The sequence below is a fragment of the Nonomuraea sp. NPDC049655 genome (assembly GCF_044465465.1).
Taxonomy (GTDB): domain Bacteria; phylum Actinomycetota; class Actinomycetes; order Streptosporangiales; family Streptosporangiaceae; genus Nonomuraea.
This window is the reverse complement of the sequence record NZ_JBITLS010000009.1, coordinates 14,781-30,102: the sequence shown is the minus strand read 5'-3', so window position 1 is coordinate 30,102 and position 15,322 is coordinate 14,781. Positions and strand designations below refer to the sequence as shown.

At 73.5% G+C, this 15,322-nt stretch carries 15 protein-coding genes; 11 read left to right on the top strand and 4 right to left on the bottom strand.

The genetic code is table 11. The annotated features are described in order from the left end of the window. Positions 1-2 precede the first annotated feature (2 nt). From ACIBQ6_RS27805 to ACIBQ6_RS27795, 3 genes are read left to right on the top strand one after another with little or no spacing between them, the layout of a single operon-like run. Positions 3-431 carry an acyl-CoA thioesterase gene (locus ACIBQ6_RS27805; protein ID WP_352329445.1) on the top strand — a complete coding sequence of 143 codons (429 nt, stop codon included), beginning with the start codon at positions 3-5 and terminating at the stop codon, positions 429-431. A gap of 22 nt (positions 432-453) precedes the next feature. Beyond that, positions 454-993, top strand: coding sequence for a flavin reductase family protein (locus tag ACIBQ6_RS27800; RefSeq protein WP_352329447.1), 540 nt, complete (start codon positions 454-456; stop codon positions 991-993). Then, positions 990-2,360, top strand: a complete 1,371-nt coding sequence (locus ACIBQ6_RS27795; RefSeq protein WP_358295132.1) for a cytochrome P450 — start codon at positions 990-992, stop codon at positions 2,358-2,360. The genes ACIBQ6_RS27800 and ACIBQ6_RS27795 overlap by 4 nt, the downstream gene beginning before the upstream one ends. Positions 2,361-2,429: 69 nt before the next feature. Here the strand turns inward: ACIBQ6_RS27795 and ACIBQ6_RS27790 are convergent, their stop codons facing one another. Together ACIBQ6_RS27790 and ACIBQ6_RS27785 are read right to left on the bottom strand one after the other, a co-directional pair. Then, positions 2,430-3,185 carry an AraC family transcriptional regulator gene (locus ACIBQ6_RS27790; protein WP_352366315.1) on the bottom strand — a complete coding sequence of 252 codons (756 nt, stop codon included), beginning with the start codon at positions 3,183-3,185 and terminating at the stop codon, positions 2,430-2,432. Positions 3,186-3,401: 216 nt separating this feature from the next. After that, positions 3,402-4,253 carry a metallophosphoesterase family protein gene (locus tag ACIBQ6_RS27785; RefSeq protein WP_397215416.1) on the bottom strand — a complete coding sequence of 284 codons (852 nt, stop codon included), beginning with the start codon at positions 4,251-4,253 and terminating at the stop codon, positions 3,402-3,404. A 210-nt stretch (positions 4,254-4,463) separates the two neighbouring features. On the opposite strand from ACIBQ6_RS27785, the gene ACIBQ6_RS27780 reads away from it, so the two are divergent. The 5 genes from ACIBQ6_RS27780 to ACIBQ6_RS27760 are packed head-to-tail and all read left to right on the top strand — an operon-like array spanning position 4,464 to position 9,125. Beyond that, positions 4,464-5,000: a sigma-70 family RNA polymerase sigma factor gene (locus ACIBQ6_RS27780; RefSeq protein ID WP_358295124.1), complete on the top strand. Its 537-nt coding sequence runs from the start codon at positions 4,464-4,466 to the stop codon at positions 4,998-5,000. Positions 5,001-5,014: 14 nt separating this feature from the next. Further along, positions 5,015-5,575, top strand: a complete 561-nt coding sequence (locus ACIBQ6_RS27775; protein ID WP_364338548.1) for a DUF5987 family protein — start codon at positions 5,015-5,017, stop codon at positions 5,573-5,575. After that, entirely contained in the window at positions 5,572-7,224 is a 1,653-nt protein-coding gene (locus tag ACIBQ6_RS27770; RefSeq protein WP_397215413.1) for a GMC family oxidoreductase N-terminal domain-containing protein, read from the top strand. The genes ACIBQ6_RS27775 and ACIBQ6_RS27770 overlap by 4 nt, the downstream gene beginning before the upstream one ends. A 10-nt stretch (positions 7,225-7,234) precedes the next feature. After that, positions 7,235-8,308: a carboxymuconolactone decarboxylase family protein gene (locus tag ACIBQ6_RS27765; protein ID WP_397215411.1), complete on the top strand. Its 1,074-nt coding sequence runs from the start codon at positions 7,235-7,237 to the stop codon at positions 8,306-8,308. Positions 8,309-8,321: 13 nt separating this feature from the next. Then, a complete protein-coding gene (locus tag ACIBQ6_RS27760) occupies positions 8,322-9,125 on the top strand; it encodes a TIGR03084 family metal-binding protein (protein WP_397215409.1) in 804 nt (267 codons plus the stop codon). Positions 9,126-9,245: 120 nt separating this feature from the next. Here the strand turns inward: ACIBQ6_RS27760 and ACIBQ6_RS27755 are convergent, their stop codons facing one another. Beyond that, complete coding sequence (locus ACIBQ6_RS27755) at positions 9,246-10,748, bottom strand: benzoate-CoA ligase family protein (protein ID WP_358295114.1); 1,503 nt, start codon at positions 10,746-10,748, stop codon at positions 9,246-9,248. A 231-nt stretch (positions 10,749-10,979) separates the two neighbouring features. Between ACIBQ6_RS27755 and ACIBQ6_RS27750 the strand changes: the two genes are divergently transcribed. Next, complete coding sequence (locus ACIBQ6_RS27750) at positions 10,980-12,056, top strand: hypothetical protein (protein WP_397215407.1); 1,077 nt, start codon at positions 10,980-10,982, stop codon at positions 12,054-12,056. 96 nt (positions 12,057-12,152) lie between these two features. Further along, positions 12,153-13,139: a helix-turn-helix transcriptional regulator gene (locus tag ACIBQ6_RS27745; protein ID WP_358295110.1), complete on the top strand. Its 987-nt coding sequence runs from the start codon at positions 12,153-12,155 to the stop codon at positions 13,137-13,139. A gap of 145 nt (positions 13,140-13,284) precedes the next feature. Here the strand turns inward: ACIBQ6_RS27745 and ACIBQ6_RS27740 are convergent, their stop codons facing one another. After that, entirely contained in the window at positions 13,285-13,455 is a 171-nt protein-coding gene (locus ACIBQ6_RS27740) for a hypothetical protein (RefSeq protein WP_397215405.1), read from the bottom strand. 274 nt (positions 13,456-13,729) lie between these two features. Here ACIBQ6_RS27740 and ACIBQ6_RS27735 point away from each other — a divergent pair, with 274 nt between their 5' ends. After that, the gene (locus tag ACIBQ6_RS27735; protein WP_397215403.1) at positions 13,730-15,316 is read left to right on the top strand and encodes an acyl-CoA carboxylase subunit beta; all 1,587 of its coding nucleotides are present in this window, start codon (positions 13,730-13,732) and stop codon (positions 15,314-15,316) included. Positions 15,317-15,322 lie beyond the last annotated feature (6 nt).

Here is a 15,322-nt window from a genome sequence, read left to right as displayed (position 1 = left end):
CCATGGGCACCTACTACGAGTACCTGCACACGGTCGGCTTCGAGGAGACCAACCTCGTCGGCAACGTCTACTACGTCAACTACCTGCGCTGGCAGGGACGCTGCCGGGAGATGTTCCTCATGGAACGGGCCCGGGACGTGCTCGCCGACCTGCAGGACGACCTCAAGCTGTTCACCCTCAAGGTCGACTGCGAGTTCTTCGCGGAGATCACGGCCTTCGACCAGCTGTCCATCCGGATGCGCCTGATCGAGCTGGCGCAGACGCAGATCGAGTTCGGCTTCGACTACGTCCGGGTCACCCCGGGCGCGCCCGAGGTCCTCGTCGCCCGCGGCAGGCAGCGGGTGGCCTGCATGCGGGGGCCGAACACCAAGACCGCGCCGGCGAGGGTCCCCGAGCCCCTGGTCAGGGCGCTCGAACCGTACCTGGCCTAGAACCCGGACCCAGGAGGTCACCGTGCAACTCCACTCATCGGCCCCGGCGCCGCAGGTCGCGGACGCCAAGGCGCTGCGCGACGCGTTCGGGGCGTTCGCCACCGGCGTCACCGTGATCACCACCGGCGGCGAGGTCCCGCACGCCATGACGGCCAACTCCTTCACCTCGGTCTCGCTCGACCCGCCGCTGCTGCTGGTGTGCGTCGGCAAGGGCGCGGTGATGCACCAGTGCATCACCGCGGCCACGTCGTTCGGCGTGTCGGTGCTGGCCGGGCACCAGGAGGCCGAGGCGCGGCACTTCGCCGACCGCTACCGGCCGCTCGGCCTGGCCCAGTTCGCCGACGTCGAGGTGACGCCGGGCGAGGTCACCGGGGTGCCGCTCATCGCGGGCGCGGCGGCCCGCTTCGAGTGCCGGGTCTGGCGCGCCTACGACGGCGGCGATCACACGATCTTCGTCGGCGAGGTGCTGTCCCTGAGCCGGCGGGACGACTGCGACGGCCTGCTGGTCTACCGGGGCCGTTTCGGCGAGACCTCCCCCGCTCTGCAGGGGGTGTCGGCGTGACCACACTGGGCACCCGCCCGGTGGCGCTGGGCGGCCGCGTGCCGCCCGGCCCGCCGCCCTGGGCGGCGCCCGTCCTGTACCGGCGGCTGGTCGGCGACCGGCTCGCGCTGCTGTCGAAGGCGACCGCCCGGTACGGCGACGCGGTGCGCATGACGATCGGCCCGAAGAGCATCTACCTGTTCAACCATCCCGACCACGCCAAGCACGTCCTGGCCGACAACAGCGGCAACTACCGCAAGGGCATCGGCCTGGCCGAGGCCCGGCGGGTGATCGGCGACGGGCTGCTGACCAGCGACGGCGAGCGGTGGCGGCAACAGCGCAGGACCATCCAGCCGCTGTTCCAGAACAAGCGGCTGGCCCAGCAGGACACCGTGCTGGCCGAGGAGGCCGGCCGCCTGGTCGAACGGCTGCGGGCCCGGGTGGGCGGCGGGCCCGTGGACGTGGCCGGGGAGATGACCGGCCTGGCGCTCGGGGTGCTCGGCCGCACCCTGCTCGACGCCGACCTCGGCGCGCACGGCTCGGTCGGGCACGCCTTCGAGGGCGTCCAGGACCAGGCCATGTTCGAGATGGTGACGCTGGCCATGGTGCCGTTGTGGCTGCCGCTGCCGCTGCACCTGCGGTTCCGCCGGTCCCGGCGGGAGTTGTACCGGGTCGTGGACCTGCTGGTGGCCGAGCGGCTGGCGAACCCGACCGGCGGCGGCGACCTGCTGTCCCTGCTGATCGAGTCCACCGGGCTGCGGAAGGACCCGCGGGCCGCCCGGCAGCGCCTGCGCGAGGAGCTGGTCACGGTGCTGCTGGCCGGGCACGAGACCACCGCCAGCACCCTGTCGTGGGCCTTCCACCTGCTGGACCGGCATCCGGAGGTGCGCGAGCGGGTGCGGGCAGAGGCCGTCTCGGTGCTGGGCGACCGGCCGCCGGTGTACGAGGACCTGCGCAGGCTGACCTACACGGCGGCGGTGCTGGAGGAGGTCATGCGGCTGTACCCGCCGGTGTGGGCGCTGACCCGGGTGGCGCGGGAGGACGACGAGGTGGGCGGGTACCGGGTCCCGGCGGGGGCGGACGTGCTCGTCAGCCCGTACACGCTGCACCGGCATCCGGCGTACTGGCGGGAGCCGGACGCGTTCCGTCCCGAGCGGTTCGAGCCGGGCGCGCCCGCCGACCGGCCGCGGTACGCCTACATCCCCTTCGGCGCGGGCCCGCGCTTCTGCGTGGGCAACCACCTGGGGATGATGGAGGCCACGTTCGTGCTGGCGATGGTCACCCGGGAGCTGCGGCTGACCGGGCTGCCCGGCCGGCGGGCGGTCCCGGAGGCCATGTTGTCGCTGCGGGTGCGCGGCGGCTTGCCGATGACGGTGAGCCCGGCCTAGAGACCGCAGGTCACGCAAGGGCCCGCGGACGTCGTCCGCGGGCCCTTCCGCACGTGCCGCCCCTTCCTGTCAGGTGTGGGTGTCGGTCCAGGCCAGCAGGTCGCGCAGGGCGAGCAGGACGGGCGGGTCGAGCGCGTTCATGGGACGCAGCCGCAGGTCGGCGCGCTCGCTGCCGCCGCCGCCCACCTCGATCGGCCCGATCCGCGCGATGCACGTCGCGGCGTCACCCTGGGGCGGGTGGTGCACGGCGTCCTCGCGGGACTCGGCCACGGACTGGGCGATCAGGTACCAGCTGCCCTTGGGCACGTTCTCCAGCACGTACGGGCCGGGCCGGTCGATCAGGGTGAAGCTCGCCGGTCTGCCCTCCAGGATCTGGCCGGGGAACACGCCGGCGAACACCGGCCGGTCGGCCAGCGGCGAGGTCACGACGCCGTGCAGGGTCGCCGCCGGGCCGCCGAACGCGCGCTCGCCGCCGGCCAGGTCCGCCGCCGTGACGCTCAGGAACTGCCGGTACCTGCTCGGCGACAGGCCCACGCTGTGGGTGAAGCGCGAGCTGAAGGTGCCCACGCTGGAGTAGCCGACCTGGTGGCTGATGTGCGTGATGCTGAGCGAGGTGGACACGAGCAGGCGTTTGGCCTCGCGCAGCCGCACCGCGGACAGGAACCGTCCAGGGGACAGCCCGGTCACGCGCTGGAAGACGCGCGAGAAGTGGAACTTGCTGAACATCGCGGTCCGCGCCATGTCGTCAATGGTGAGCTGCTCGCCGTGGTTCTCCTGCATGCTCTCGATGACCCGCAGGACCGCTCGTTCGATGACGTCGTCCATATGGTCTCCCGGAACCCGGAAGCCCTCGGGCGCGCGTCCCCCGTCGATTCTCCGGCCGGAGAATTCCCGGGGGGCGCGACGATTCCTCGGCGCTCCGGATGCATTGCCTTTCGGTTGCCACCTGGTACACGCTCTCGGGCGCGCAGTACGCTGCATAACAAATCGCCCTTTTTCGGAAATCTTCGGAAATCTCGGCAATTTCTCTGAGAATGCGATTTATAGGGCCCATTCGCGGCGGGGGGCCGGCAGCAGCTGCCTGAGCACCCGGCCGTCGCGGTGGTGCGGCCGCCGCTCGTGCGGGTAGCCGAGCGAGACCTCCTCGAAGCGCACCCCGTCGTGCCAGCTCGTGCCCGGGATGTGCAGGTGGCCGTAGACGACCGCGGCGGCGCGGAAGCGCAGGTGCCAGTCGGCCGTCTGCTCGGTGCCGCACCACTGCGCCAGCGCCTGGTGCCGCAGCACGCGGGTGGGGGCGCGCAGCAGCGGGAAGTGGTTGACCAGGACCGTGGGCAGGGCCGGGTCGAGCGCGTCCAGCCGCAGCTCGCTCTCGCGCACCCGGGCCCGGCACCACGCCTGCCTGCTGGGATAGGGCTCGGGATGCAGCAGGAACTCGTCCCTGCACACCACCCCCTGTTCGCGGGCCAGGCCGAGCGCCCGCTCCCGGGTGGTCCCGGGCGGGCGGAAGCTGTAGTCGTACAGCAGGAACAGCGGGACGACGGCCGCCGGGCCGCCCTCCCCCGTCCAGACCGCGTACGGGTCCTCGGGCGTGAGCACGCCGAGACGCCGGCAGATCTGCACCAGGCGCCGGTAGCGCTCCTCGCCGCGCAGGCCGGGGTCGCCGGGCGTGGTCCACAGCTCGTGGTTGCCCGGGGCCCACACCACCTTGGCGAAGCGCTCGGCGAGCAGGCCGAGCGTGCGCTCGAAGGCGTCCAGCCGCTCGGCGACGTCCCCCGCCACCAGCAGCCAGTCGTCCTCGGTGCGCGGGCGCAGCTCCTCGACGGCCGCCCAGTTCTCGGGAAATCCGACATGGAGGTCGCTGATCGCCAGTAATGCCGCACCGGAGGCGCTCACGCCGCGAGCGTATGCGCGCGAGAACGGGCCGGGCAGCGTACGGCGCGAAAAACAGGGGTCCCACAGGGGCGAATAGGGGGTGGCGGCGGCGCCTTTGTGGATAAGGGCGCGGGGGCGTCCGTTAGGGGTTGTTGCGGCGCACCGCGCATTCAATTCTGAGCATGCCGAAGAAAGCGGAAATTGCACGGCCGTGTTCCGGGGGTGAGGGTGATGGCCGATGTACGGGGGCAGGAATTCGCTGATTTCGCGCGGGAGGCCAGGCCCATGCTGCGCCGGGTGGCCTTCCGGCTCTCCGACGACTGGCACGAGGCCGACGACCTCGTCCAGCGCACCCTGCTGGCGCTGCACCGGCACTGGGACGGCCTCGACCGGCGCGACCGCGCCGAGGCGTACGCACGGCAGATCATGCGGCGGCTGCTCATCAGCGACCGCAGGTCGCTGCGCTGGTCGCGGGAGGTGCTCAGCGGCGCGCCGCCCGACGCGGCCGCGGCGCTGGACCCCTACGACCTGGTGGGCGAGCGCATCGTGCTGATGGGCGCGCTGGCCAGGCTCGGGCCGCGGCAGCGGGCGACGATCTTCTTCCGGTTCTGGGAGGGGCGCAGCGCCGAGGACACGGCCCGGGTCATGGGCAACGAGTCCTCCACGGTCCGCAGCCAGACCGTCAGGGCGCTGAGCACCCTGCGGGCCGCGCTGGCGCGCACCGACCCCGCCGACGCCGCCGACCGTACCGACCGAAAGCCGACCTGAACGAGGGAGTACCCATGGGTCCACTGCTCTACGAGACGAGGGTGGAGACGCTGGAGGCGCTCGCGGACACCATCGTGCCCGGCCCCAAGCGCGGTCCGGACGACCGGGCGGTGGCGGGCATGAGCCCGACGGGCGGCGCGGTCGCGGCCGGCGCCGTCGAGCTGCTGGAATGGGACGCCACCGGCGTCACCGAGGGCCTGGACGACTACGCCCGCTCGCTGAACGAGCACGCCCGCGCCCACGCCGACCAGCACGGCATCGTGCTGGCGGAGGGCGTGCCGGCGTTCGTGGCCCTGCCGTTCGAGGAGCGCGGCGCGCTGGTGCGCACGCTGACCGCGCCCGGCCACCCGGAGAAGGCGCTGTGGGTGCTGCTGGTGCTGTTCTGCTACATGGCCTACGACTCCGCCGCCCACCTGCACACCGCCGACGCCATCAGGGCCGGGCATCCCGGCCTGACCGCCATGGGCATCGCCCCGCCGGACGCGGACGGGCTGTGGCGATTCCCCGCCTACTCCTACGGCCGTCCCCTCGCCGACCTCCACCCGGACACGACAGCTTCAGGGAGCCCCGCATGAACGGCGTCGAACGCACCGACGTGCTGGTGATCGGCAGCGGCTTCGGCGGCGCGATCCCCGCCTACCACCTGGCCGCCGGCGGCGCCGACGTGGTCATGCTGGAGCGTGGCCCGTGGCTGGAGTCGGCAGACTACGAGCACGACTTCAAGCTGGGCTCGTCCTACACCCGCATCTTCGACTTCACCGTCGGCGACGGCATGAGCGTGCTGGGCGGCAACTGCGTGGGCGGCGGCAGCGTGGTCTACTTCGCGGCCATGCCGCGCGCGCCGCGCTTCGTCTTCGAGCGCCGCGGCAGCATCAAGCGCCGCATGTGGCCGGCCGCGATCAGCCGCGACACCCTCGACCCCTGGTACGACCGGGTCGCCGAGTCGATCTCCATCACCCAGCAGGGCTGGGAGGACGTCTCCTACTCCGGCGGCCTGTGGGCGGCGGCCTGCCGGCACGCGGGCCGCACCGCCAACCCCGTGCCCGCGGCCGTGGACACCGGGGCCTGCGTCAACTGCAACTGGATGATGGCCGGCTGCCGGTTCGACGCCAAGCAGTCGCTGCTGGTCAACTACCTGCCGGCGGCGCTCGCTCACGGCGCGCGGATCCGGCCGCTGCACGAGGTGCAGAGCATCGAGCGCACGCCCGACGGCTCCTACCGGGTGCACTACAAGATCGTCCATGGCGAGGACTACCGCCTGACCGAGGGCGAGGGGACGATCGAGGCCAAGGTGGTGGTACTGGCCGCCGGCGCCGCCGCCACGCCGGTCATCCTGCAGCGCAGCGAGGCCGCGCTCGGCGCGATGCCGCACGCCGTGGGCCGCTACTTCTCCGGCAACGGCGAGCGGCTCAACACCGCCGTGCTGAACGAGGAGCGCGTGCGCGAGGTGCTGGGCCTGGAGCGCGGCGACGGCCTGGCGTACGCGGCCAACCAGATCGGCAAGGGCCCGACGGTGGCCAACTGGGACCGGCTGGACGGCTCGCTGCCCGAGTACACCCGCTACTCGCTGGAGCAGCTCTACTTCCCGCCCGGCCTGGGCACCATCCTCGCGCTGGCCGGCGGCCCCGACCCGGCGTGGTTCGGGCTGCGCAAGAAGGAGATGCTGGAACGCTGGCGGTCCTGGCTGATCATCTTCCAGATGATCGAGGACGACAACGAGGGCGTCTTCGGGCCGCCGCCCGTTCGCGGCAACGCCGACCGGGTGTCCCAGCAGATGCTGGGCGTCGGCCGGCTGTCGTACAAGCCGACCGCGAACACCTCGGCCGCCTGGGCGATGGCCGACGCCGAGTGCAAGGAGATCCTGGAGCGCGACGGGCTGGCCACGGTGACGCCGTGGACGAACGACCTGGTCGGCGCGTACACGGTGCATCCGCTGGCCTCGTGCCGGATCGGCGACGACCCGTACACCTCGGCGCTGGACGACGGGCACGAGCTGCGCGGGCACCCGGGGATCTTCGTCACGGACGGCTCGGCCGTGCCGGGCGCGCTGACCGTCAACCCGGCGATGACCATCTCCGCGCTGGCCGAGCGGGCCGTGCCGGGGATCGTCAGGGCCGCGCGGGAGCGGGGCGTGCAGGTCTCCTACGGCGCGCCCGCCCCGGACGGCTCCACCGCCGGCCGCCGGGCCACCGCGTCGCTGGCCGCCGCCGCGCTGCGCGGTTAGGGCGCCGGCGATGGGACGGCTGCTCAGCCGGATGACGGCGCCCGGCGCGCTCGCCCAGGTGCGGCACGTCCGCCCGGTGCGGCCGGGCGCCGCCCGCGGCCTGGTGGCCCGGGTGTACGAGCAGGTCGAGCGGGACTTCGGCATGCTCGCGCCGCCGGTGGCCCTGCACTCCCCCGCGCCGCGCGCCCTGGCCGCGTGCTGGCTGGTCCTGCGCGAGTCGCTGCTGGCCGCCGGGGCGGCCGGGCGGGTGGCCGGGGAGCTGGTGGCGAGGGAGGTCTCGGCCGGCAACGCCTGCCCGTACTGCGTGGACGTGCACGGCGCGACCCTGCGCGCGCTGACCCCCGCCGATCCCGGGCTGCGGCCGCTGGCCGCCTGGGCCAGGGCGAGCGCCGCCCCCGGGGCCGGCGGACCGCCGGTGACGGGGGCGGCGGCCGTGGAGCTCGTGGCGGTCGCGGTGACCTTCCAGTACCTCAACCGCATGGTCAACGTGTTCCTCGGCGACTCGCCGCTGCCGCCGGAGCTGCCGGGCGCGGCGCGCGGGCCCGCGCTGCGGGTGTTCGGCGCGCTCATGCGGCCCGCCGCGCGGCGGCCCGCGACCCCCGGCGGCTCGCTGGGCCTGCTGCCCGGCGCGCCGCTGCCGGACGACCTGGCCTGGGCGGGCGGCGTCCCGTGGCTCGGGGAGGCGTTCGCGAGGGCCGCGGCGGCGATCGAGGAGGGCGGCGCGCGGCGGCTGCCCGTCCCGGTCCGCGAGCTGGTCGCCGAGCGGGTGTCCGGCTGGGACGGCGTCCCGCCCGGCCCCGGCAGCGGCTGGGCCGGTCAGGCCGCCGCCGCGCTGCCGCCCGCGCAGCGTCCGGCCGCCCGGCTGGCGCTGCTGACCGCGCTGGCCTCCCACCAGGTGGACGCGCGCACGGTCGGCGAGTTCCGGGCCGCGACGACCGGCTCGGCCGCGCTCGCCGACGCCGCGCTCACCGACGCCGCGCTCGTCGAGGCGGCCTCCTGGGCGGCCATGACCGCCGCCCGCCGGACCGGCGTCTGGTCCGGGCTGCCCGCCACCCCGCTTCCGACCGCATCGACAGCCGACTGAAAGGAACGAGGACGTGACCGAGCTAGAGGTAGTGCTCGACGACCTGGCGGCCGACGGCGACCAGCTCGACGCGCTGGTGTCGGGCCTGGACGCCCAGCAGTGGAAGCTGCCCACCCCCGCGCCGGGCTGGACGATCGCCGACCAGATCGCCCACCTGGCCTTCATCTTCCGCCTGGCCACCGCCGCCGCCACCGACGCGGAGGCGTTCGCGGCCATGACGGCCGGCGCGGAGAAGAACTTCGACGGCGCGGTGAACGCCGCGCTCAAGGCGTTCGAGAACGACTCGCCGGACACGCTGCTGGCCAAGTGGCGGGCCGGACGGTCGGAGGTGCACGCCGGTCTGGCCGCCGTGCCCGCGGGCGAGGTCGTGCCGTGGCTGGTCAACCCGCTGCCGCCGATCGTGCTGGCGTGCGCGGGCATCATGGAGACCTTCGCCCACGGGCAGGACGTCGCCGACGCGCTGGGCGTGCGGCTGGAGCGCACCGACCGGCTGCGGCACCTGGTCGTCTTCGCGGTGCTCACCCGGGACTTCGGCTACCTGTCGCGCGGGCTGACCCCGCCGGCCGAGGAGTTCCGCTTCGAGATCACCGGCCCCTCCGGCGAGGTGTGGGCCTACGGCCCCGAGGACGCGACCCAGCGGATCAGCGGACCGGCCGAGGACTTCTGTCTGCTGGTGACCAGGCGGCGGCACCGCGCCGACGTGGCGGTCACGGCGACCGGCGCCGAGGCCGACCGCTGGCTGGACATCGCGCAGGCCTACCGCGGGCCGGCGGGCGCCGGCCGGCGTCCCGGCCAGTTCGCCCGCGCCGGCGTCTGAGCACCGGCGTCCGACAGGCGGCGCCTGAGAAGCGGCGTCTGAGAAGCGGCGTCTGAGAAGCCTTCCCGAACCGCGGGCGCGCCCGTCCGGAACTCCCCCAGTCCCGGGCGCGCCCGCTTCTCACGTCCCGACCTCCAGCGCGCGGCGGTCCACCTTGCCCGAGGCCGTCTGCGGCAGGCGCTCCACGAACGTGATCCGCCGGGGGAACTTCTGGGCCGCCAGCCGGGCCCGGACGAACGCCTTCAGCTCGGCCGCCTCGACCGCCGCCGAGGTCACCACGTACGCGTGCGGCCGGGTCAGCCCGCGCAGCCGGTACCCGACCACCGCGCACTCGACCACCGCCGGGTGCTCGCGCAGGCAGTTCTCGATCTCGGCCGGCGCCACCCAGGACCCGCCCACCTTCAGCAGGTCGTCGGCCCGTCCCCGGTAGCGGAAGTAGCCGTCGGCGTCCCTGGTGACCAGGTCGCCCGAGCGCACGGTCCGCCCGCCCACGAACGTGCTCGCGGTCCGCTCCGGGTCCTGCCAGTACTCCAGCGCGACGGCGTCGCCGGTGACCTCCAGCCGTCCGGTCTCGCCGTCGGGGACCTCCTGCCCCTCGGGGTCCACGACGCGGGCGCGGTAGCCGGGGACCACCTGGCCGAGCGTGCCGGGCCGGACCCGTCCCGGGCGGTTGGACAGGAAGATGTGGTACGCCTCGGAGGAGCCGAGCCCGTCCACCACCTCCACGCCGAAGGTGTCGCTCCAGCGGCGGTGCAGCTCCGGCGGCAGCGCCTCGCCCGCCGACGTGCACAGCCGCAGGCAGCTCAGGTCCTGCCGGCCGGCGTCGGGGTGGGCGAGCATGGCGCTCATCATCGTGGGCACGTTCACCAGGACCGTGGGCCGGTGCTCGGCGATCAGCTCGAAGATCGTCTCGACCCGGCTGCGCTCGGGGAAGATCACGCCGGCCGCGCCGACGCCGAAGGGGAACAGGGCGGTCAGGTCGCGGGCGTAGCCGAAGAACAGTTTGGGCACGGGCAGCACCACGTCGTCCGGGCGCAGGTCCAGCACGCCGCGGGCGTAGGAGTCGAAGCTGACGTGCGGGCTCCTGGCGGGCAGCACGCAGGCGCGCGGCGCGCCGGTGCTGCCGGTGGTGAACTTCCACAGCGCCACGTCCCCGGCGGCGACCGGCGCCGGGTCCAGCCGCGCCTCCTGCGCGCCGACCAGGGTGTCGAAGTGGTGCTCGCCGGGGCGCAGCAGGTGGCGCGGCACGCCGGTGACGAGCAGGCCGGTCAGCCCCGCCGCGCGCAGGCTCTCCAGCGCCGACGGCCCCGCCACCACCAGGCGCGGACGGGCGTAGCCGGCGAAGTAGCGGTAGTCCTTGGGCCGCAGGAACGTGTAGACCTCGGCGGTGACCGCGCCGATCTTCTGGGCGCCGTACCAGGTGGCGACCGACTCCACGCTGTCGTCGGCGGCGATGAGCACCCGGTCGCCGCGGCGGACGCCGAGCTCGCGCAGCGCGTTGCCGGCGCGGTCGGCCAGGGCGCGCAGCGTCGCGTAGTCGACGCGGCCCTGCCGGGTGACGAGCGCGGTCCTGGCGCCGTCGGCGCGGTCGAGGAATCGTGCGGCGATGTTGAAAGAGTCCATGACATGCCTTCTCGCTGCTCTGCTCGCGGGCTGGTTCCGCCTTCCACGGTGCCGGGCGCGGGCCGTCCGCAGGGGGTCGGGAGGCGTCAGCAAGCTGGCGGTCGTGGCAGCTTGCTGACGGGTTTCTCCCGGATTGCGGGATGGCCGCCGCGGCGTTGACGGGCCCGCCGGGCCGCGCGTGTACTGGGGATGCGGCGGCCGCGACGGCCGTCGCGCTGCGGAGGAGAAGCGATGGCATCCACGCCCGCGGGCTCGTGGCCGGTGACGGAGACGACCGGTGAGGCGCCCGGTGACATGGCCCGTGAAACGGCTCCTGAGGCGATCGCCGAGAGGGCCGCTGAGACGGCCGCGCCGATGGCCGACTGCCTCGGCGGCGCCGTCCATCTGGCCTGCGCCGAATCCCCGCAGGACGAGCTCGCCGTCATCGTCGCCGGGTTCGCCGGCTACGAGGCCCAGAGCCGGGCGCGGGCCCTGGCCCGGCTCGCCGCCCTGCGCCGCCTGCGCCGCCTGCCCGGCGACGGCCCCCGGCCCGCGTGGACGGGTACGGAGCTGCGCCTGTCGGACTTCGTCGCCGACCCGCCCGCGAGCCTGCGGCGGCACGTGCCCGGCACCGGCCTGCTCAGCGGGCGGCGCTACCGGCTGCCCGTCGAGGTGGTGTGGACGGGCGGGCACGAATGCCTGGTCGAGCCGGCCACGAGCGGCGTGGTGGACAGCGGCGTGCCGGAGGCGATCGCCGAGGTGGTCGCCCACGACGTGGTGGCGCGCTGGTGGGCCGAGCCGCGCGAGCCGCTGCTGCGGGTCTCCGGCTCGCTGGACCGCCTGCTGCCGCCCGGCGTGACGGCCGCGGCCTCGGGGCTGGGGCTGCGGATGTCGGCGTTCGTGTTGTCGGTGCCCGATCTCCGGGTCGCCCTGGTGACCGTCGGCGGCGAGGGCGCGACGCTGGCCGCGGCGGCCGGCCGTACCGTGAAGTCGGCCGTGTGCGAGGCGTTCCTGCGCGCGATGGCGGGCAGGGCGCAGCCGTGGAGCACGCTGGAGCTGCCCGACTGCCTGCGCCGGTTCGCGGTGTGGCAGCGGGAGGGCGACTACGCCGCCCATCTGGAGCGCCTGGCCGTCGACGCCGATCCGCGGCTGGTGGACGAGGTGAGCGGGCTGCGTCCGTCCGGCTGGCCGGAGATCGCCGCGCGCCGGTTCGGGCACGAGCCGGTCGCCGTGCGGGCCGGTGGCGAGGTCGTCAAGGTGTTGTGCCCGGGGGCCGCGTGCTACCGGGCCGCGTCCGGGGCCACCGTGCTGCCCTGTCCCGTGCCCTGACCTCAGCGGACACCGCAACCTGCGAGGAGCGCCGGCCGTCCGGATTCCGATAATGGAAGTGCAAGCTCCGGCCGCCGAACCCCCGGGAGGTGGGGCGTGGATCTGTCCGTCATTGGAGTCACCCCCGAAGCGGAGGCGGTCTACCGCTATTTCCTGCGCCATCGGGGCGAGAGCGTCGGCTCGGTGCCCGAGGCCCTGGACCTCGATCCCGAGACGGTGGAGTCGGCGGTGGAGACGCTCGACCGGCTCGCCATGCTCGACCTGAACGACCGCCACCGGGTCACCGCGACCGAGCCGCGGATCGCCATCGAGCGTCTGGTCGAGCAGCGCCTGGAGGAGCTGAACGCGGAGATCCGCCGGGTGTTCGGCGCCCGCGACGCCATCTCCAGCTTCCTGGAGGACAAGCGGGAGGGCGACCGCTCCGACGCGGTGCTGGACATCGAGCGGGTGGAGAGCGGCGCGCGGGTCCGCCAGCGCCTGGACGACCTGGCCTTCTTCTCCTACAAGGAGACGCTCTGCCTGCACCCGGGCGGGCCGTTCAACGAGGTGATGATCGAGTCGGCGCTGCCGCTCGACACGCGCTCGTTGCGGCGCGGCCTGGCCCTGCGCGAGATCTTCCACCCCAAGGCGCTGGAGGACCAGCGCATGGTGTCGTACCTGCGCGAGCTGGCGCACCTGGGCGCCGAGATCCGCGTCACCGACCAGCCGATGGACCGCATGCTCATGTACGACCGCAGCGTGGCCGTCGTCCCGATCGATCCCAAGGCGCACTCCACGGGCGCGCTGCTGGTCCGCGAGCCGGGCCTGATCTCGCAGCTCGTCATCTACTTCGAGGGCCTGTGGAAGGCGGCCGTGCCGCTGGCCGACCACCTCGACCCGCCCGGCGAGGAGCCGACGCTGTCGAAGATGGAGCAGCGGGTGCTGGCGGTCATGGCCACGGCCGACAAGGACGAGATCGCCGCCCGCGAGCTGGACATCTCGGTGCGCACCTACCGCCGTTACGTCGCCGACCTGATGGCCAGGCTCGGCGCGGTCAACCGTTTCCAGGCCGCGCTGCGCGCCAAGGAGGAGAACTGGATCTGACGCGTTTCTTCCGCTGTTTCTCGCCGGACGGCATGACGAACCCCCGCGACCCGGTCGCGGGGGTTCTCTCGTGTTCGGCCTCTATCCTATGAGCGGACCTCCTCGGGGAAATTCACGGTCAATTCCTTTCCGGTGTCGGGGCTTTTTACGGCCAGGTGTTGCCCTGCGGGGAGGGCAGCGGGGTGGGCAGCGGCCAGGTGTTGCCGTCAGTGCCGGCCGGCGCGGGCCAGGTGTTGCCGTCCGCCTGCAGCACCACCGTGTCGGCGACAGCGGCGGCGGCCTGCGCGGCGGTGGCGCCGACGGCCCAGACGAGCATTCCGGAGACAATCGCGATAATCCACTGGGAAATCCTCTTGGCAACAATGCTGTTCGTCATTTCACTGCCTCTTTCTCGGCGGTTCGTGTCGCTGTTCCCTTGCACTTCCAACTTTGCGCCGCGGCGGGGGCGCGAACCAGGCTTCGGCGAGGCAGCAAGCTGCAGGGCGTTTCCGCTTCCTGCCACGTCTGGCGCGGTCAAGCACTGCAGGAGGTGACAGGAAACGGCCATCGCTCCTTAACTGGACGTACCGGAAGAGTCCGAGGAGGAAACGATGACCATCTCCCCCGAGGTCCTCCAGGAAGCCCCGCCGTCGGCCATGGACCGTCTGCGCGAGGAGCTCGCCGGCGCGCGCGAGGACATCGCGCGCGGCCGCCCGCAGGCCGTGGAGCGGCAGCACGCGCTGGGCAAGCGCACCGCGCGCGAACGGCTCGACCTGCTGCTGGACGAGGGCTCGTTCCTGGAGATCGAGATGTTCCGGCGGCACCGGGCCCAGGGGCTCGGCATGGAGGCCCAGCGGCCGCACACCGACGGGGTCGTGGCCGGATCGGGAACCATCGACGGCCGCCGCGTCTTCGTCTACGCGCAGGACTTCACCGTCTTCGGCGGCTCGCTCGGCGAGGCGCACGCCCAGAAGATCCACAAGGTGATGGACCTGGCGCTGTCCAGCGGGTCGCCGTTCATCGGGCTCAACGACAGCGGCGGGGCCCGGATCCAGGAGGGCGTGCTGTCGCTCAACGGCTACGGCGGCATCTTCCAGCGCAACGTGCAGGCGTCGGGGGTGATCCCGCAGATCGCCGTCGTGCTCGGCCCGTGCGCGGGCGGGGCGGCGTACTCGACGGCGCTGGCCGACTTCACGTTCATGGTGCGCGACACCGCCCAGCTCTACCTGACCGGCCCGGACGTGGTCGAGGCGGTCACCGGCGAGCGCATCACGCACGCCGAGCTGGGCGGCGCGCAGGTGCACGCCAGCCGGTCCGGGCTGGCCACGTTCGTGCACGACGACGAGGAGAGCTGCCTGGCCGCCGTGCGCGACCTGGTCTCGATGTTGCCGAGCAACAACATGAGCCGCCCGCCGGCGCTGCCCGCGCGGGCCGCGGCCGGCGACGCCCGGCCCCGGCTGGCCGAGATCGTGCCGGTGGAGCCGGCCAAGCCGTACGACATGCGGCTGGTGATCGCCGAGGTGGTGGACGACGGCGACTTCCTCGAACTGCACCAGAGCTGGGCGCCCAACGTGATCTGCGCGCTGGCCCGGATCGACGGCCAGGTGGTCGGCGTGGTGGGCAACCAGCCGACCGTGCTGGCCGGCGTGCTGGACGTGTCGGCCGCGGAGAAGGCGGCCAGGTTCGTCAGGTTCTGCGACGCCTTCTCCATCCCCCTGGTCACGCTCGTGGACGTGCCCGGCTTCCTGCCCGGCAAGGAGCAGGAGCACGCGGGCGTCATCCGGCACGGCGCCAAGCTGCTGTACGCCTACTGCGAGGCGACCGTGCCGCGCGTCCAGGTCATCGTCAGGAAGGCCTACGGCGGGGCGTACATCGTGATGGACTCCCGGTCGATCGGCACCGACCTGTCATTGGCCTGGCCGACCAACGAGATCGCGGTGATGGGCGCCGAGGGGGCGGTCAACATCATCCACCGCAAGGAGCTGGCCGCCGCGGCCGACCCCGCCGCCCGGCGGGCGGAGCTGCTGGAGCAGTACACCCGCGAGCTGGTCCATCCGGCGTACACGGCCGAGCGCGGCCTGGTCGACGCCGTCATAGACCCGGTGGAGACGAGGTCGGCGGTGGCGCGCGGGCTGGCCATGCTGCGCGACAAGCGCAAACACGTGGCGCCGCGCAAACACGGCAACCTTCCCCTGTAGGGCTTC